Source organism: Paenibacillus sp. NPDC093718 (genome assembly GCF_050279985.1).
GTDB lineage: Bacteria > Bacillota > Bacilli > Paenibacillales > Paenibacillaceae > Paenibacillus_AQ.
Window position 1 is genome coordinate 137,687 of sequence record NZ_JBNNUS010000012.1, and the last position, 18,155, is coordinate 155,841.

Annotated in this window: 16 protein-coding genes; 12 read left to right on the forward strand and 4 right to left on the reverse strand. The window is 51.8% G+C overall.

Going from position 1 to position 18,155, the window contains the following annotated elements; genetic code table 11:
* Positions 1 to 99: 99 nt before the first annotated feature.
* The 5 genes from ACQKPA_RS28360 (at position 100) to ACQKPA_RS28380 (ending at position 5,615) form a co-directional block, all read left to right on the forward strand.
* Positions 100 to 969 (forward strand): ABC transporter ATP-binding protein, encoded by an 870-nt coding sequence (locus tag ACQKPA_RS28360; protein ID WP_427495760.1) that lies wholly within the window; start codon positions 100 to 102, stop codon positions 967 to 969.
* Positions 962 to 3,163, forward strand: a complete 2,202-nt coding sequence (locus ACQKPA_RS28365) for an ABC transporter permease (RefSeq protein ID WP_427495761.1) — start codon at positions 962 to 964, stop codon at positions 3,161 to 3,163. Before ACQKPA_RS28360 ends, ACQKPA_RS28365 begins: the two co-directional genes overlap by 8 nt.
* Before the next feature lie 89 nt (positions 3,164 to 3,252).
* Positions 3,253 to 3,942, forward strand: a complete 690-nt coding sequence (locus tag ACQKPA_RS28370; RefSeq protein ID WP_113059518.1) for an RNA polymerase sigma factor — start codon at positions 3,253 to 3,255, stop codon at positions 3,940 to 3,942.
* The gene (locus tag ACQKPA_RS28375) at positions 3,923 to 4,765 is read left to right on the forward strand and encodes a hypothetical protein (protein ID WP_071219647.1); all 843 of its coding nucleotides are present in this window, start codon (positions 3,923 to 3,925) and stop codon (positions 4,763 to 4,765) included. The genes ACQKPA_RS28370 and ACQKPA_RS28375 overlap by 20 nt, the downstream gene beginning before the upstream one ends.
* The gene (locus ACQKPA_RS28380; RefSeq protein WP_427495762.1) at positions 4,758 to 5,615 is read left to right on the forward strand and encodes an ATP-binding cassette domain-containing protein; all 858 of its coding nucleotides are present in this window, start codon (positions 4,758 to 4,760) and stop codon (positions 5,613 to 5,615) included. The genes ACQKPA_RS28375 and ACQKPA_RS28380 overlap by 8 nt, the downstream gene beginning before the upstream one ends.
* A gap of 75 nt (positions 5,616 to 5,690) precedes the next feature.
* Here the strand turns inward: ACQKPA_RS28380 and ACQKPA_RS28385 are convergent, their stop codons facing one another.
* On the reverse strand, positions 5,691 to 5,948 hold the full coding sequence (locus tag ACQKPA_RS28385) for a DUF3949 domain-containing protein (RefSeq protein WP_427495763.1): 258 nt from the start codon (positions 5,946 to 5,948) through the stop codon (positions 5,691 to 5,693).
* A 238-nt stretch (positions 5,949 to 6,186) separates the two neighbouring features.
* On the opposite strand from ACQKPA_RS28385, the gene ACQKPA_RS28390 reads away from it, so the two are divergent.
* Both ACQKPA_RS28390 and ACQKPA_RS28395 read left to right on the forward strand, forming a co-directional pair.
* Positions 6,187 to 7,014, forward strand: coding sequence for an SDR family NAD(P)-dependent oxidoreductase (locus tag ACQKPA_RS28390; protein ID WP_427495764.1), 828 nt, complete (start codon positions 6,187 to 6,189; stop codon positions 7,012 to 7,014).
* Positions 7,015 to 7,163: 149 nt separating this feature from the next.
* Positions 7,164 to 8,456, forward strand: a complete 1,293-nt coding sequence (locus ACQKPA_RS28395; RefSeq protein ID WP_427495765.1) for a homocysteine synthase — start codon at positions 7,164 to 7,166, stop codon at positions 8,454 to 8,456.
* A gap of 84 nt (positions 8,457 to 8,540) precedes the next feature.
* Here the strand turns inward: ACQKPA_RS28395 and ACQKPA_RS28400 are convergent, their stop codons facing one another.
* Positions 8,541 to 9,155 carry a nucleotidyltransferase domain-containing protein gene (locus tag ACQKPA_RS28400; RefSeq protein ID WP_427495766.1) on the reverse strand — a complete coding sequence of 205 codons (615 nt, stop codon included), beginning with the start codon at positions 9,153 to 9,155 and terminating at the stop codon, positions 8,541 to 8,543.
* A 264-nt stretch (positions 9,156 to 9,419) separates the two neighbouring features.
* On the opposite strand from ACQKPA_RS28400, the gene ACQKPA_RS28405 reads away from it, so the two are divergent.
* The 4 genes from ACQKPA_RS28405 (at position 9,420) to ACQKPA_RS28420 (ending at position 14,628) form a co-directional block, all read left to right on the forward strand.
* Entirely contained in the window at positions 9,420 to 10,529 is a 1,110-nt protein-coding gene (locus ACQKPA_RS28405) for a PEP-utilizing enzyme, TIM barrel domain protein (RefSeq protein WP_427495767.1), read from the forward strand.
* Between the two features lie 335 nt (positions 10,530 to 10,864).
* Entirely contained in the window at positions 10,865 to 12,886 is a 2,022-nt protein-coding gene (locus ACQKPA_RS28410; protein ID WP_427495768.1) for a heavy metal translocating P-type ATPase, read from the forward strand.
* 496 nt (positions 12,887 to 13,382) lie between these two features.
* Positions 13,383 to 14,324, forward strand: coding sequence for a thioredoxin-disulfide reductase (trxB, locus tag ACQKPA_RS28415; protein WP_127593930.1), 942 nt, complete (start codon positions 13,383 to 13,385; stop codon positions 14,322 to 14,324).
* 67 nt (positions 14,325 to 14,391) lie between these two features.
* Positions 14,392 to 14,628 carry a glutaredoxin family protein gene (locus tag ACQKPA_RS28420; protein ID WP_006212730.1) on the forward strand — a complete coding sequence of 79 codons (237 nt, stop codon included), beginning with the start codon at positions 14,392 to 14,394 and terminating at the stop codon, positions 14,626 to 14,628.
* A gap of 119 nt (positions 14,629 to 14,747) precedes the next feature.
* On the opposite strand, the gene ACQKPA_RS28425 is transcribed toward ACQKPA_RS28420, so the two are convergent.
* Positions 14,748 to 14,951, reverse strand: a complete 204-nt coding sequence (locus ACQKPA_RS28425) for a hypothetical protein (protein ID WP_071219636.1) — start codon at positions 14,949 to 14,951, stop codon at positions 14,748 to 14,750.
* A 153-nt stretch (positions 14,952 to 15,104) separates the two neighbouring features.
* Positions 15,105 to 16,277 (reverse strand): ROK family protein, encoded by a 1,173-nt coding sequence (locus ACQKPA_RS28430; RefSeq protein WP_427495769.1) that lies wholly within the window; start codon positions 16,275 to 16,277, stop codon positions 15,105 to 15,107.
* Between the two features lie 367 nt (positions 16,278 to 16,644).
* Between ACQKPA_RS28430 and xylA the strand changes: the two genes are divergently transcribed.
* Positions 16,645 to 17,961, forward strand: coding sequence for a xylose isomerase (xylA, locus tag ACQKPA_RS28435; RefSeq protein WP_427495770.1), 1,317 nt, complete (start codon positions 16,645 to 16,647; stop codon positions 17,959 to 17,961).
* Positions 17,962 to 18,155 lie beyond the last annotated feature (194 nt).

The window sequence follows — 18,155 nt, forward strand, 5'->3', positions numbered from 1 at the left end:
AAGATTGGAAATGCCAAACTTTTTGAGACGATGGTTCGTTCCAAGTAACGTAAACCGCGCGGCTTATGCCATAATCGTTAATGGTGAAAGGATTCTAGAATGATTACCATTGAGCATCTATCAAAAACCTATCGCAAGGGCGCTTGGGCGCTCTTGGATGTTTCTCTACAATTGGATAAAGGTATGACAGGCCTGCTAGGCCCCAACGGCGCCGGCAAAACCACGTTGATGCGTATTCTGGCAACCTTATTGACGCCGACCTCCGGCCAGGTGAGTGTGAACGGGATATCGATTGGACGGCCGGAGGAGATCCGGCAGATGATCGGGTATTTGCCGCAGCATTTTCACATCTATCCGCAGCTGACCGGCCGAGATTATCTGGATTATGTGGCGGCTATGAAAGGGATCACGGAACGGAGTGCCAGGCAGAAGGAAATCTCCAGGCTGCTCGAGATGGTGAATCTCCAGGGAAAGGCTGATAAAAAAGTTCGCACTTATTCCGGGGGAATGAAGCAGCGGCTGGGTATTGCCCAAGCATTATTGGGATCGCCTGATATCTTGATCGTTGACGAACCGACATCCGGGCTGGATCCCCAGGAGCGTGTCAGGTTCCGGAATGTGTTAACCCGCTTTAGCATCGACCGGACAGTCCTGCTATCCACCCATATCGTCGCCGATATCGAGAGCAACTGCCGTCGTATCGCAGTCATGAACAAGGGGAGATTGGCCATGAACGGCAGCCTGACTGAACTGCAGGCATGCGGGAAGGGGCAAGTATGGGAAGCGGTGATGAGTCCGGATGAATTTGCCTTGATTGATCCCATGTCCGTCGTGTCTACTCGCACCGTTCCGGAAGGCGTTCTCTGCCGGTTTATCGGCCAAGCGGCTCCGGTTGCAGGGGCGTTTCCTGCGGATCCGACCCTGGAGGATGGGTATCTGAGCCTGCTGCGGAGGGATCGCCATGCATAAATGGTGGAGGCATAGTCTTCTTGAGCTTCGGCTTTTGTTCGGTAATCCTTTGTTTGCCTCTCTTCCGATCATCTATGCGATTCTGTTCATCATTGTGATGCTGCAGGCGGCGAGCGGCAACGGGCCGAACCATAATCTGTACACGGCGGCTTATTCATTCCACATGCTGGGTCATACGATGACCCTGGGTCCGGCTATGTTAATTGGCATCTTGTCCATTCGCCGGGATGTCCGCCGTCGATCCTTTGAATGGAATCACAGCTTGCCCGTGTCTTTCTTTACCTTGTTGTCGTCGAAATATGTGGTCAGTTTGTTGTACTTTTCCCTGTTCACGTTGTCGACGTCGATTATATTCTATATCCTGTCGGTTAGCCAGGGAATCGCCGGTCATATTGCGATGATGCATACCATGCAATTTGCTGTGCAGTATGAGGTTTCCTACATGGTGACACTCGCGCTCGCCATGCTTCTCGGGGCAAGCATTCCGAATCGGATCGTTTATTTGATTGGTTTCTGTGCATGGATGTTCGGAACGTTTTTCATGGAAATTTATATTATCAGCGAATTAAGATGGATGCCGGCCCAAGTGTTTCACCTCAACCAATTCTTCCTTCAATCCAATCGGTTTGAATATGAGAATTGGGGGTACGACCTGTTTGCCGAAGATATAATGAGTTCCCGGTGGTTCGTGCTTGCCTTCACTTTCCTGCTGCTAACAGTGTGTTTGTTCTTGTTAAACCGCAAGCGCCCTACGATGCTGCTGAAAGCGGGATGGCTCGCAGTGCTGGGGGCTGTCGTATTGACGGCAGCTGCAGCGGTACCCTACGGCACGCTATGGGCGGAACGATATGCCCAAATTGATGCGAAGCTTGAAGACCCCACGGTTTCTTATATCGATTATCCTGAAGATGGATCCTTTTATCATGTTTCTTCTTATGATATCAAGCTGAAGCGGCTGCCAAACGATGAACTTCGCGTGATGGCGAAGCTAACGATACCCGCCTCCGAATTATCGGGCATGAGGCAGCTTCCGTTAACCCTGAACCGGATGTTCAAGCTTGAGCGTGTCCAACTTCAAGGTATTGACGCTCCCTATCGCAGACAGGGAGATCGGCTATCGGTAAGGATGGTCGGCGATGCCAAGGGAGGAGACATTCAAGCCGAGCTGGAATATAGAGGCAAGGTCATGGATTTTATGTCCGGGTATTCCCGTGAGGAATTTTCGGTTTACAGTGTGGGACCCGAAGTTAAACTGGATGGATTTATCGCGTGGTATCCGCTTCCCGGTTATCAGCATGTATATTTAAAGAGTGATAACGAAGACCGTCCTCCGAAATATGTTTATTTGGGCTGGGAATTCGGCCGGATGCGTTATTCTTTCGGTGAGATGAAGCTGGAGGTGGAAGGTTATCCGGTTCCCTTGTATACGGGGATGAAGGAGCTGGAACGGAGGCCCGGCTACCAGCGGTTTGAGGATAGGGGGATCAAGCAGAACATCTCCCTGTACGGAGGGCGGTTCTGGAAGGAAATCCGCCGGAATGATCTCCCGATTACCATCGTGACAACGCCATATATGGAGAAGGCATCCGTGTTGATGCTGCGGGATATGCAAAAAAAATATGACTATTTCTCCAAGTGGGTACCCGCGTTCAACAGCAACGTCGACAAGATCTTATATTTAGGTCAAGGTTTTGATTATCCCCGGGTGGACCATCGTCTGATTCTGTCCTCGAACCAGTACACATATAACTACTCAAACTTGTCGGGCGAATGGATGAACTCGATTCTGTTTGGCAACCAGGATGGGCTTAATTATTATTTTGAACATCCGGAACGAGATGTGCGCGGAAAGATCAGCAGTCTTTTCTGGTATGTGTATTATGTGGAAGAGAAAGGGCTTAGCGATAAGCAGCTGAGAGAGGATTATGGAAGCCTTAGATCGGTACAGCAGCTCCTTTACCGGAATGGGGACGGCGATGATCCCCAAAACAAAATAGGGATTAATATGGCTCAGCAAGTCAGAAGGGCGTTGGAAGAAGGCAGAGGGGATCAGGTCAAAGAGCTGCTGGTTCATTTTTACCAGCAAGGGCTGATGCTCCCGAGCACCGAACGGAATTCGTACTTAAATCCGGAGAACCCGATTACGTACAAAGAGTGGCAGCAGAAATGGGATGCTATGTTGAATGTCAAATAATGACGACTATGCACATGCACACGGTCGGTTATAATTGAGAAATAGATATAATGGGAAGATTAGAATGCACATAGAAAGGGGGGGAAGGCATGATTTCCGATCAGCAGCTGTCCGAACGCATGGCTGCCGGCGACCAGGAAGCTTTTGAAATGCTGGTGACGAGGTACCATGGTCCGCTGCTCAGTTATACGACCCAGAGGCTGGCCGACAGGCAAAAAGCCCAGGATATCGTTCAGGAAACGTTTATCCGGCTCATTCGGCATCTGAAGCAGCACGGCACGCTGGAACATGTTCGCTCCTGGCTTTATCGCGTCGCTCTTAATATGTGCAAGGATTATTGGAAAAGCGCATCCTACAGGTCAGAAGGTCTGGCGGGTGAGGAGATGCCGGATGCATACGATCCTGCACCCGGCGCGGAGGAACTCGTGGAAAGGCAGGAAACCTCGCTCGAGATTGCAGCATCGCTGGAGAGTCTGCCCGATATACAACAGGAAGTCATATCTCTTCGATTCTTTCATGATCTGAAGCTGCAGGAAATCGCCGACCTGGTCGACCTCCCCTTAAGTACGGTGAAAACGCATTTATATAACGGCTTGAGAAAGCTGAAGAAAACATTGTCCATGGAGCATTCCGATTTGGTACCCGTTCATCCGTCCCGAAGGACGCGGGAGACGAGTCCCCAGGAACAGGTTCGGAACCGCTCCAAGTCGGAAGAGCCGGATTCGCAGAGCAAAGTAAAAGAAAGTGAGGTGTATCTCCATGGATCATCCATTCGATAATGAATTGAGAAGACTCGAAGACGAGCTTCGCGGCCCGCTTAGACGCGCTGCTCTTCCATCGCCGTCACCGGATGAGACGGCGCAGCTCATTGCGTCTCTTCAGGGAGAGTTCAATCAGCTCAGGATTGAGCCCGAGTCCCCCAAGCTGGATTTTAATCCGCAGGTCGACCCGCCCTCATTAAAACAGATTCTTCGGAGCCAGATCCGATTGAATCAAAGATCCATTCTGCTCACAGCAGGAGCGGTATTCTGCATGTTGGTTCTGCTGATCGATCCGGAGTATCCATTGGATCAGTTTGCCGGATTGCCCGGCGGCATTTTTCCGTTGATTACCCCGCTGCTGCTGATTGTATCGATGCTGTTCAGCAGCCGAACCTGGGATAAAGGGATGCGGGCCGTGGAGACCCTGACCCCATACCCGCCGGCTCTTGTGTTGTATACCCGCCTGCTGCTTGTGACCGGTATCGTCATCGGAATGGCCTTGCTGAGTACCCTCGCGCTCGGGCTGCGATCCATCCAGGCGGAAACCTCCCGCTTTTTATTCGGGCCCTTTATCCTGGAGTGGATGGGGATTCTGCTGGTGACGGGAGGAGCTGCGATGTATATGCTGTTTCGCAAAGGCATGGTCGTCTCACTGATCTCGGCCGTCCTGGTCTACGGCATGTGGATCGTGATTCAAGGACAAATCGTGGATCACGGCGTTTCGATGAGTGGCAAAATGATGACGGACATGGCCCTGCTTGTGATTGGAGTAATTCTGCTCGTCTCTTCCTACGGACGCAGCTTGAAGCTGAACGGAGCCTGGAGAATGGCGAATGATTAGGCTAGAAGGACTGGAACGACAGGCAGGTACGTACCGGCTTGAAATCGACAAAGCGGAGATTCAATCCGGCCTGAACCTCATTGTCGGGGCGAACGGCGCCGGAAAAACCACCCTGATCGAGCTGCTGACCACGCTTCAGGCCCCCGATGCAGGCGAGATCCTGTACAGCGGGCGCAGGGCAGGGGATCATTTGCCGCTAATCCGCAGTCAAATCGGATATGTCCCGGCGGATATCGAGCTGTATGGAGATATGAAGGTCGGCAAGCTGCTAACCTATATGGCAGAATTAAAGGGCGTCTATAACCCAGAGGCCGTTGACAGGCTGATGGCAGACTTTCGGCTGGAGTCCTTCCGCAAGAGCAAGGTCAAGAATTTGTCGCAAGGGGTGCAGCGGCGTATTGCCGTCGTGCAGGCGCTGCTGGCTTCTCCTTCTTTTCTATTCCTCGATGAGCCTTTAAACGGCATGGACGCCGAGGAACGCAAATTCCTTATCACGTACCTGACCAAGTACGCCAGGGGCCGAATGGTGATCGTGGCCGCCCACGAGCTGAACGAATGGGAAGAGGCAGCGGATACCGTGATATGGATACATCGCGGTCGCATCCGGTATATCGGTTCACCGACCCAGTGGAAGCTGAATGTGGCGTCCAGCGTCTGGGAAGGCGAGATCGATCTGGAAGCCTTCGAGCGGATACCGCAGGAGCTGCTGATTCATTTTCAAATGACGGAACATCACATGAGAGTAAGGCTGATGGGGAAAAAGCAGCCGGGTCCCGAATTTGTGGAGAAGGCGCCTACGCTGGAGGATACCTTTTTCCTACATATGAACGCCTTAGCCAGACGCGGCTGAGTATAGCTTGGATCATGAAAAATCATCGCCTTCATTCGGGCGATGATTTTTGCGTTTTCATCCGTTTAAAGCCGCCTACTTGGTCGTTTTTCCGCTCCTATGCCTCCAATTATAAATCCACGAAGCAACCATGGTGGAAGGCAAAAACAAGACTTGCGTATTGTAGTGGAGCTGTTCCTCTTGAAATGACATGTTGTTGTAATACGTTTCTTGATCGACCCCCTGCCTCCGGGGATCTTTCTTTAACGCTGCAATATACCGGTACTGTACGGGGATCATGATCAGGAATACGGCGACCAGAACGCTCACAATAATCCACATCGCAGAACTCATACGTACACGCTCCTTTGGTTTATCGTATATGGAAAGCCATATTAATATACACTACGTATTTAACCTCGGTATGGATTCAAATATTTACCATATGAACGCCCGTCATGCCGACTTTATCTATCGAAAGCCAATCATCCGTATCAGAACAGGGTAAGGAAGGGTAGGCACGGTGCGCGTATTCGCTGAACAGCGGCGTAACTCGTAGCATGAATGGATGATGGAGAAGGGAGCGAGTTGAATGGGAACCGTAAGTAATCAAGGAATGGAGAAGGTGGCTTTGGTAACGGGCGCTGGCGCCGGAATCGGACGAGGGATTGCCAAGGTTCTGGCTGAAAAAGGATATCGGCTGGCGATGACCTACAATTCGAGCAAAGATGGAATATTGGACATAGCAGAGGATATTCGCCATATCTATGGCAAGACGCCTCTTATTATTCAAAGCGATTTAACCGTTCGCAGTGAAGCGGAGAATACGATACGAAAGACGATAGAGGAGTTTGGCCGGATCGATCTGTTGGTGAACAATGCGGGGATCGGCCTATATGACGAGCTCACGGAGATTGAAGAGGACGCGCTGGACATGACGGTTCATCTCGATTTTCGAGCGCCGATGCTGCTTAGCAAATATGCCGTTCGGGAGATGATCGCCCAGGGAATTCCGGGCAATATCATCTTCATCACGTCCTCCCGGGGAGAGAGGGCCTATCCTAAGGACAGCATATACGGCGGCATGAAGGCAGCGCTTATACGTGCCGCACAATCGCTGGCGCTCGAGTGGGCTCCGCATGGCATCCGCGTAAACTGCGTGGCACCGGGAGCAACCGTTCACAAGCCGGACCAATCGGCAGAGGACGAGCCGCTGGGCAGAAAAATCCCGCTGGGAAGGCTCGGCACGCCGTCGGACATCGGGGAAGCGATTGCTTGGCTCTGCTCGGATGCGGCATCCTATATTACCGGCATCAACCTCCGTATAGACGGCGGTTTAATCTTGCCAGGCATGCCGGAGGATACGTCCCCGGAAGCCGGTTATGGATGGGGTAGAGTGTATAAGGAGGACAAGGAATAAGGTGACTTGCGGTTGCATGCAGAAGAATTTATAATATTCCGATAAATTTAGTGGGTTATATCTCTTTTCAAACGAGAGAAAGTATGAGAGAATGGGAGAAATTATGAAATGATCATACTTTCCATATGAAGAAAAGGGAGGAAACACCCATGTCAGAAGAACGCCAATTTTCCATTGAAACCTTAGCGGTTCATGCCGGTCAGGAGCTTGATCCGACCACATTATCCCGCGCTGTCCCTCTGTATCAGACGACTTCCTACGGGTTCAAAGACAGCGAGCATGCGGCGAATCTGTTTGCGCTTAAAGAATTCGGCAACATCTACACGCGTATTATGAACCCGACCACGGATGTGTTTGAGAAGCGGATTGCAGCGCTCGAGGGCGGTGCCGGCGCACTGGCGACATCTTCCGGGCAGGCAGCCATCACCTTCTCCATTCTGAACATTGCGGGCGCAGGTGATGAAATTGTTTCTTCCTCGAGCTTGTATGGAGGTACTTATAATTTATTTTCCAATACGCTCGCGAAGCTGGGGATCAAGGTGCATTTCGTGGATTCCACGGATCCTGAGAATTTCCGCAAAGCAATCAATGACAAGACGAAGGCTGTGTTTGCCGAAACGATCGGCAATCCGCAGGGGAATGTGCTGGATGTGGAAGCCGTTGCGGCCATCGCGCACGAGAGCGGCATTCCGCTTATCGTCGACAATACTTTCCCTAGCCCGTATCTGCTGCGCCCGATTGAATATGGAGCGGATATCGTCGTTCATTCCGCGACCAAATTCATCGGCGGCCACGGCACTTCCATCGGCGGGATCATTGTCGATAGCGGTAAATTCGACTGGACGGCTAATGACAAGTTCCCAGGATTGACGCAGCCGGATCCAAGCTATCATGGTGTTGTATATACAGAGGCAGTAGGCCCGATCGCTTATATCATCAAAGCGCGCGTGCAGCTGCTGCGGGATATCGGCGCATCGCTGTCCCCGTTCAATTCCTGGCTGCTCCTGCAAGGACTGGAAACGCTGCATCTCCGGGTGGAGCGCCATAGCGAGAATGCGCTGAAGGTTGCCAAGTACTTGGAGAGTCACGAGGCGGTGGAATGGGTGAGCTATGCTGGGCTGCCGAGTCACCCTTCGCATGAGCTGGCGAAGAAGTACCTGCCGAAGGGACAAGGCGCTATCCTGACCTTCGGTATCAAAGGCGGGGCAGCGGCAGGTCAGAAGGTGATCGAGAATGTGAAGCTGTTCTCCCACTTGGCCAACGTCGGGGATTCCAAGTCGCTTATCATTCATCCGGCGAGCACGACACATCAGCAGCTGACGGAAGACGAACAGCTTACGGCGGGCGTAAATCCGGAATTGCTGCGTCTGTCGATCGGGACCGAGTCTATCGATGATATCTTGTATGATCTGGGTCAAGCAATCGCGGCAAGTCAGGAGTAAAGGCTGACTGATGGATTTCAAATAAATCTCAGAGCACTTTCCTGTATATGGAGGAAGGTGCTCTTTTTTGTTGTCGCAAGGCCGCTACGGGGTTGTCTCAATGCTGTCGAGCCATGGATGACCCGATGGAAACTGCGTCCGCAGCGCTTGGGCAAGCCACCCTGCAGCCTGTCGATCGAGGAAGGGCAGGACCTTCCTGAAATCCCGTTCGTCTTTTTCACGGATGTTCTTGCTTCCTCCTTTATACAGGAGCTGTATCTCCGGTTTTAGATAGGGAATTCCTTGCTCTGTTATTAAGGATATATCTTGGAGTGGTCTTCGAACGGATGGTTCTCTGCGATAAACCCAGCTGTCCAGTTCGACCTCCACCAGCATGATCTGGAATGAGAAGGGGGCTTCCTCATTCCGGCTTACCCATACATCGCCAACCGAGTGCAAATATTCGCCTTCCTCCCAGAGGGATAAGGTTCCTTGATCCGCTTTGTACAGCGTCCATTCTTTGGCTAATGCTGCGTAAATGGCGGCCTGCTCTTCACGTAGGATCAGGATATCGATATCGCCGTGTTCCCTGGTCTGCTCCCCCAAATATAAATCCAAAGCCCAACCTCCGGCGATATACCAACGAGCAGGGATTTCAGCAAAAATTCCGGCCGCATCCGATACGCTGATTGGTTCCCAATGGTCATAATCGGTTCTCATGTTTTACTCTCCTTTTTCCGGGATGATTCATTCCTCCATTGTATAGGTTTTATCCAGTCCTTGAAATGAGGATAAACAGATGGGGTCAGGCATCCGTACTTTCGCGCAGTTATCCGGTAAGGACAGTGGGGCGCTTGATTCGTTCCGTCTTGTTTATTTTTCAGCCGGTGTTTATTCCGTGGGCTGTATATTTCCAATTGTTTCATAATAATCTGTAAGGAGGCGTTTATCCAATTCAAGGTGAAAGGGAGTAGAAGGATAACCATGACGGAAAGGCAATGGGGAGCAGGCAGTGAATTGGGAGAGCGTCGATTTGAAGATGAAGAGTTCATCGGAGTTGAAGAGATTACGGCACACGAGATTTCTCCCGAGACGGATCTGCTGAAGCATTTTGCAATGGCAGGAGGAGTCACCCATGAGGAGGTATTGCTGTTATTGGCATCGCCTGACGATATTGAAGAAGCCCTCAGGGTTTCCGGGATTCGGCATAACGGCACAGACAGACCTTCCTTGACCCGACTGCTGGGGTGGAGTGACAGGAACCGAAGACTGAAAGTCATGAGCCGATCCGCAGACCCTGAATCCATTACACGAGATATCAGGCAAGGTGCTCAGGGAATCGGGCTGATACGCGGGGAGGATGCTGTGCAGCATGGCCTGCTGCAGGAGGTTTACACGGCGTGGTTGAATTCGCGGAGCGCAGAGAAGAGCGCCCTGTTGAGGCGGAGACTTATCATGCTGTGGATGACCTATTGGGTGTCGGTGTTTCAGGCGGCGGCTGGAGCTAGGTGTGCGGTCAGCTTGCTGCACGATGCCCGGCTTTCCAACACGATGGAGTTGCGTGAAGCGCAGGATGCTCAGCTGGAGTCCTTGTTTCGGGCTATGGAGCAGTGCAGCGAGGAAGGCGTAGATTGCCAACTAGAGCTCCTGGCTGTACGTCCGGCACACGCGGATGACTTTATATCGATCCATAATTTTATTGAAGAAGTAGCAGAGCAGACCCTTATGGATCAAAGGCGTTTTGTGCGTATTCGTTATGGGGCCCTGTTCGGAGAAGGGATGAATCCAGGGACGGCAGCGGAAATTGCCCGTTTGGCCGATGTGATTGTATTCGATTCGGAGGGGACGGATAATTCCGGATCGTCGGATGAGGCGGGGCACAGGGTCACGGCTTTCTCCGAGATGATCCATCGAATTAAGCGAACGAAGCCGCAATTAACGCTCCGGATGGGCGGGGTGGCTACCACGGATTTGCGGATGGTTTACCGACAGGGCATACACGAGGTGTGCTGTCAGTCCTCAGAGATTGCAGCCATTCGAATAACCGGTGCGAGGCTGGAGATGCGCCGCAGATGTTCGACGATTAGCGAGTGACGGAATGTGAGCCCTTTACAACATAGGTGATGGATTAAAGAGAAGTCCTTGCGGAGAGAACGCAAGGGCTTTTTTACTTGTAGAGGTTCATCAACAATATCAGGGGACGCCAGTAGGTACTCTTCAGTATTTAAAAAATGTGAAAAATATGGTTTACAAATGAGGATGAAGTGAGTATGATACTTATAAAGTTGTATGAAGGAAAATAAATTGTATAAGTTCAAAAATGATTCTCATTCTCATTTAGCATGCTGCTCCGGCGAAGCCGGGGCAGCATGTGTCATTTTAAGGGTAGTAATAATGGATTTCATTCTCAACTAGGAAGGTGATTGGTTATGCAATGGATTCAAAGTCAAACGACGACTGGACGCATATCGACAATAGAAAATGGAGCGGATCCTCGTGAGCCGCGGCAGCCTGGGAAGTGGGATATACGCAGTCTGCTGAGCAACGCCGAGGTCGTGGCTGCACTGGGCAGCGGCCTGCTGATGCTGGTGGCTTGGCTGACCAGCCAATGGTCTGAGCCGCTCTCCGTTGTGCTGTACGTGATATCCTACGCCGTCGGCGGATGGGTGAAAGCGAAAGAAGGTGTGGAGACCCTTCTGAAGGAGCGCGATCTGGATGTGAATCTGCTGATGATTGCTGCCGCTATGGGAGCTGCCGCGATCGGGTACTGGAATGAAGGCGCGATGCTGATCTTCATCTTTGCCCTCAGCGGGGCGCTAGAGAGTTATACCATGGAGAGAAGCCGCAAGGATATCTCGTCCTTGATGGAGCTGCAGCCGGAGACGGCCCTGCGCATCGAGAAGGGGGAGATGGTATCGGTATCCATCAACAAGCTGGAGATCGGCGATCTGATTCTGGTAAAGCCGGGCGAGCTTATTCCTGCAGACGGCAAAATTTATCGCGGCAGTTCCTCTGTGAACCAGTCTTCGATTACCGGCGAATCTGTACCGGTCGATAAGTCCGTTGGGGATGAAGTGTTCACCGGAACCTTGAACGGGGAAGGCGTATTGTACATTGAGGTTACCCAATCGGCGGAATCCACGTTGTTCGCCAAAATTATCAAGCTGGTGGAAGAAGCGGAGAACGAAGTTCCGGAATCGCAGCGGTTTATCAAGCGGTTCGAATCGATATATGCCCGTGTCGTTGTCATTGCGACCGTGGCCCTAATTGTTTTGGCTACTCCCGTCCTGGGATGGGATTGGGATACCACCTTCTATAAAGCGATGGTGTTTCTCGTAGTAGCGTCCCCTTGTGCGCTGGTATCTTCCATCATGCCTGCGATGCTGTCGGCGATTTCCAACCGCGCCAGAAAAGGCGTATTGTTCAAAGGCGGCGCCCATATCGAGAATATGGCGCGCACGGCGGTTGTCGCTTTTGATAAGACCGGTACCTTGACGCTCGGTACGCCAGTGGTTACGGATTTTATCGCAGGCGAGGGCTGGGATCGGCATGAACTGCTTGGCATCAGTGCTTCTATCGAAAGAATGTCGAAGCATCCTCTGGCCTTGGCGATTGTCCAATCGGCTGAGAAAGAGGGGGCCGAGCTGCAGCAGGTAGAGAACGGACAGTCCATAACTGGATGGGGTATGCAGGCGGAAGTGGAAGGAATCACTTGGAAAATAGGAAAAAGCGATATTTTGGATCATCCGACTATAGATCAGCATTCAGGTGCAGCTTCCGCGCAACAGGAGTTGACCGCGCTTGAAGAGAATCGCCAGCACTGGCTGTCCATCCGGAACACGCTGGAATCCGAAGGCAAGACGGTTTCCGTTATCCTGAAGGGTGACCGTATCGCGGGCATGATCGCTCTGCAGGATGCGGTCCGGCCACAAGCGGCAATGGCTGTTAAGCGGCTGCAGCAGCTGGGTATCAAGGTAGCGATGCTGACGGGGGACCGCAAGGCGACGGCGGACGTGATTGCGAAGGAAAGCGGCGTGGACATGGTGTTCTCCGATTTGCTGCCGGAAGATAAAGTTACACATATTAAGGAGCTTCGCGCCCGTTACGGCCATGTGGTCATGGTTGGGGACGGAGTGAACGATGCACCGGCACTGGCTACCGCGACCGTCGGCATCGGCATGGGCGTTTCGGGAAGCGGAACGGCGCTGGAAGTAGCGGACGCGGTGCTTATGAATGACAACATCGATGAAATTGCCGGCACCGTCAAGGTGGCACGCCGGGTTCAGCGTATCGTGAAGCAAAATATGATCTTTGCCATCACCGTGATTTTGACGCTGATTGCAGCCAATTTCATTCAAGGCGTTGCGCTGCCGCTGGGTGTCATCGGTCACGAAGGAAGCACCATTCTGGTTATACTGAACGGGCTTCGTCTGCTGCGCACTAACCGTTAAATCGATCGGTCATCGCTAATCCATGCTACTGTAATGATAAAAGTCCCCTTCTTTTCATTCGTGAGAAGAGGGGGATTCTTGTTTGTTAACTCTAAATGGCCGTGGAAGATCTCGATTTCTCCCAAGCTCTCGCTGCTAGGTTGGGCATGCAAGGACTCGCTGCCAAGGGTTGTTCTTTTTTCATCAAATATTCATCTTCCTTTCGTTAAAAGAGTGGGAGAGTCTTGGGGTGCCATTAGATTCATATAACCCCCTCTCCGCGTACGATTGTTTTCGAAGTAAACGTTTCCAAGTCGGAAAGATAGCCGCCTTCTTGGGAGAACGATGTTCATTTCCCAAAAATATTGGTTTTCATTTCGATTTATGAAGAATGGATTAACAATATTTTCGGAGGGGGTGTGATGTGACATATTGACAGACGGCTCCGATATAACCATAATTAATATTAATTTATAATGATTATAATTAAGCGTTCCATATATAGGAGGGAAACAATATGTACAAATCCGTTATTATAGGCACAGGCCCTGCCGGCCTTACGGCTGCAATCTATCTGGCTCGCGCAAACCTGAGCCCGCTCGTCATTGAAGGTCCGCAACCTGGCGGACAGCTGACCACCACAACCGAAGTTGAGAATTTTCCGGGTTTCCCCGAAGGCATCATGGGTCCTGAGCTGATGGACAATATGCGTCAGCAGGCTGAACGTTTTGGCGCAGAATTTCGTACAGGCTGGGTGAACAGCGTGGAATTCGGAGAGCGTCCGTTCAAGCTGGACGTAGACGGTATGGGCGAAGTAGTTGCCGAAACGTTGATTATCTCTACGGGCGCAACGGCCAAATATCTCGGCATTCCGGGAGAACAGGATAATGTTGGACGCGGCGTAAGTACCTGCGCAACATGCGACGGATTCTTCTTCCGCGGCAAAGAGATCGTTGTTGTCGGCGGCGGCGATTCCGCGCTGGAGGAAGCGAACTTCCTGACCCGCTTTGCATCCAAAGTAACACTGGTACACCGTCGGGAGGAGCTTCGTGCATCGAAAATCATGCAGGACCGCGCCCGCGCTAACGAGAAGATCGAATGGGCACTGAACCGCACGCCGCAGGAAGTCATCGCGGACGAGACAGGCGTCAAAGGGATCAAGGTGCTCAATAATGAAACTGGCGAAGAGGAGACGATCGCAGTCAGCGGCGTATTCGTGGCGATCGGTCATCATCCGAACACCGGTTTCCTCGGCGGAAACATTACGACGGATCCGAACGGTTATATCGTAACGACTCCGGGAACATCCGAGACGAATATCCAAGGCGTATTTGCTTGCGGCGACGTGCAGGATACCCGTTACAGACAAGCGATCACCGCGGCAGGAAGCGGCTGTATGGCAGCTATGGATGCGGAGAAATATATCGAGAGCTTGGAACACAACGCTGTTGTGTTGTAAACTGATAGATAGAGATCGAACGGGCTTTAAGCAGAGCCTAATCATGAGTAGAGGAGACTGATCAACCATGGAAAATGTGATTGTATATACTTCGAACAACTGCCCGCACTGCAAACAAGTAAAAGGCTTCTTGTCCGATCAAGGCATCGAATTTGAAGAGCGCAACATCGAGCAAAACGACGAATTCGCGCAGCAAGTATGGGATATGGGCGTTCGCGCAGTACCGCTCACCATCATCGGCGAGCACCGCATTCTTGGCATGAATAAGCTCCAGTTCAACAAAGCGTTGAACCCCGAAGCTTAATCTAATCAGCATTATGGCATGCCAATTGCTTGCTTATGATAAAAAGCTCCTTCCCCGATTTCGGGGAAGGAGCTTTTTTGTTGCCGAGATATGCTGCCAAACGTTCGCTCAGATCGTGTTCACTTGCTAAAAAACAGACTCATGATGATCTGGAATACGACGTAAGCTGCCACGCCGGAGCCGATGAGAATGAAGCCGGCTTTTTTCTTGCCTTGAAAAAAACGCATGATGGCGAGACTGAACAAAGGTGCGATAACTAGGAGAAACAGCAATACGGTCACAAACATTTCCGGCGATATTTCCGCAGTGCTTACATAGGTCATTTGAGCGTTTCCTCTCCCTTTAGTATAACGATCACACGGCATCTCCACGAGGAGAACCGTGATTTAAATTACAGGACGAGATTAATTATAGCGGAAAATCGCGGGATTTTCCTTAATATGCAGGGTGTTAATTACGACAAAATATCGTCAATTTTAATGAATTGGCATGGAGACTCGTACCGGCCCCAGAAACTGCGAGATGGCGGAGTAAGCCGCGCCGATCAGGGTGGAGCGGCTGCCCAGCTCGGCAAACCGGATCTCCATCAGCTCACGGTGGTAGGGGAGCGTGCGCTGGGCAACGACCTGTCGAAGCGTATCCTCAATCCAAGCCCGCGCGTCGGACAGCGGACCGCCGATAATGACGGATTGTGGATTGAATCCGTTGACAAGATTGGTAATGCCGACACCGAGATAACGTCCAAGCTCTTCAAAATGCCGGATGGTCTCCTCATGGCCACGCGCTGCATGGTTGATTAGCTCGGATGTGCGCCTGGACGGGAGAGCGGCACTCTTGCTGTCGTAGGATTTCTCCGAGGCATAGAGCTCCCAGCAGCCGCGGTTGCCGCAGGTGCATTCCAGTCCATCGGCTTCGATGGACATATGGCCGCTCTCGCCAGCGTATCCGCGGGCGCCCTTATAGAGCTCGCCATTGATGATGATGCCGGAGCCGATACCGCTGCCAGCACTGATATAGAGGAGATGGCGGGCATCCCGGCCAGCTCCGAAGCGCAGCTCGCCCTGGGCACCCGCGTTCGCTTCATTGTCGATGGTTACGGGAAGTCCGAGCTCGTCCTCTAGCTGCTTCTGCAGCGGCACCATGTCCCAACCCAGGTTGGGAGCGAAAAGGACGGTGCCGTCACCGTCCACCATCCCAGGGACGCCTACGCCGATCCCGATGATCCCGTACGGGGAGGGAGGGGCCTGCCGCATCAGGCCATGAATCAGACCAGCCATCAGCCGCGTCACCGACTCCACGTCATGTCCTTCAAGGGCGGTATCTTCTTCGGCAAGGATCTTGCCTTCCAGATCTGTAAGCACGGCGGTCATTTGCTTGACGCGCAGCTCCACGCCGACGGCATAACCGGCTTGTCCGTTAAACAGCAGCAGCTGCGGCTTCCTGCCGCCGCTGGATTCGCCGGGTCCGATCTCCTGGACCAGGTGGTTGCTGTACAGCTCCTGTACGAGATTGGAGACAGTAGCCTTGTTCAGTCCGGTTAGCTTGGAGACTTTCGCTCGGGAGACAGGGGCGTGCTGACGTATCGTATCGAGAATAATCGAAGTATTTATTTTTTTGACCAGAGCCTGGTCACCGGTAATATTCGCCATGTGCATTCATCCTTTTAGTCTTGCTCCCTGATCATTATAAGTTTTGGAGACTTGATATGCTCATAGTCTAGGGGCAAAGTCCGGAAATTGCAACAGCCCGTAACGCTGCCCGGGTGTGCGTTAATCTTTTGTTTAGTGGTTTCCATCGTCATAACATTTAAATATGAATTTGCAGGAAATCTAGGCAGTGAGCCAAACCAAGATGTGTTGATCTTTTGTAGAAATAATCCTAACAGCAGGTGTCACCGGTTTTGAAAAAGTTGTAAAACAGTAACTTTGTTTAACCAATAGACAAAGTAGAAATCCTGTGTTAGGATAACCTTGTAAGCGTTAACCACACCTTAACAAGGTATAGGAGGATTTATTCATGGCCTATTTTAACAACATTAGCAAAGTCGAGTACGAAGGCAGCCAATCAACGAACCCTTATGCTTTTAAATTTTATAATCCGACAGAAGTAGTAGCCGGCAAAACGATGGAAGAGCATCTCCGTTTCGCCATGGCTTACTGGCATACATTGACTGCAGGCGGTTCGGATCCGTTCGGCGCTGACACTGCGGTTCGCCCTTGGGGCAACTACTCCGGCATGGACCTCGCCAAAGCACGCGTTGAGGCAGGCTTTGAGTTCATGGAGAAAATGAATCTTCCGTATTTCTGCTTCCACGATGTGGACATTGCGCCGGAAGGCAGCAGCCTGCGCGAGTTCTACAGCAACATTGATACGATCGTGGATTCGATTGAAGACCACATGAAATCCACAGGCAAAAAATTGCTCTGGAACACGGCGAATATGTTCACGAACCCACGCTTCATGCATGGTGCGGGCACTACATGCAACGCGGACGTATACGCTCATGCGGCAGCACAAATCAAGAAGGGCCTCGAAGTCGGCAAACGCCTCGGCGCCGAGAACTACGTGTTCTGGGGAGGCCGCGAAGGTTATGAGACCCTGCTCAACACGGATATGGGCCTTGAACTGGATAACCTGGCACGCCTGTTCCATATGGCGGTTGAGTATGCGAAGGAAATCGGCTTTGACGCTCAGTTCCTGATCGAGCCTAAACCGAAGGAGCCAACCAAGCACCAATATGACTTCGATGCGGCTACAACAATTGCTTTCCTGCAGAAATACGGTCTCGACAAGCACTTTAAATTGAATCTCGAAGCCAACCACGCCACGTTGGCTGGTCATACCTTCGAACATGAGCTTCGCGTAGCACGCATCAACGGCATGCTAGGTTCCCTCGACGCGAACCAAGGCGATATGCTCATCGGATGGGATACGGACGAATTCCCGGTTAACATCTATGACGCGACATTGACGCTGTACGAAGTGCTGATGAACGGCGGCCTCGGCCGCGGCGGCGTGAACTTTGACGCGAAGGTTCGCCGTCCGTCCTTCGAGCCGGAAGATCTGTTCCATGCGCATATCGCGGGTATGGACACTTACGCAAAAGGCTTGAAAGTGGCAGCGAAGCTGATCGAAGACCGCGTATTCGAGGACTTCATCGCGAAGCGCTACAGCAGCTTTAACGAAGGCATTGGCGCAGACGTCGTATCCGGCAAAGCTACACTGGCTTCCCTTGCAGAGTACGCGCTGAACAACGAGTCCCCGCGCAAGAACGAATCCGGACGTCAAGAAATGCTGAAAGCGATTCTAAATCAGTACATTCTTGCAAATTAATCGATACTCTCTTTAGCGCTTGTACCATGAAATCCAAACCTTCACCGGCTCCCTCCAGGGAAGCCGGTGTACTTATTTCAATCAGGAAACTATAGCGAGCTATGGTCGACAGCCATCCAAGCATACCTCGGATCACGCATCGTACGCCCGGGGGAAGTGCCAACGATGTTTTCATGTTCGGTTCATGAGGAGAC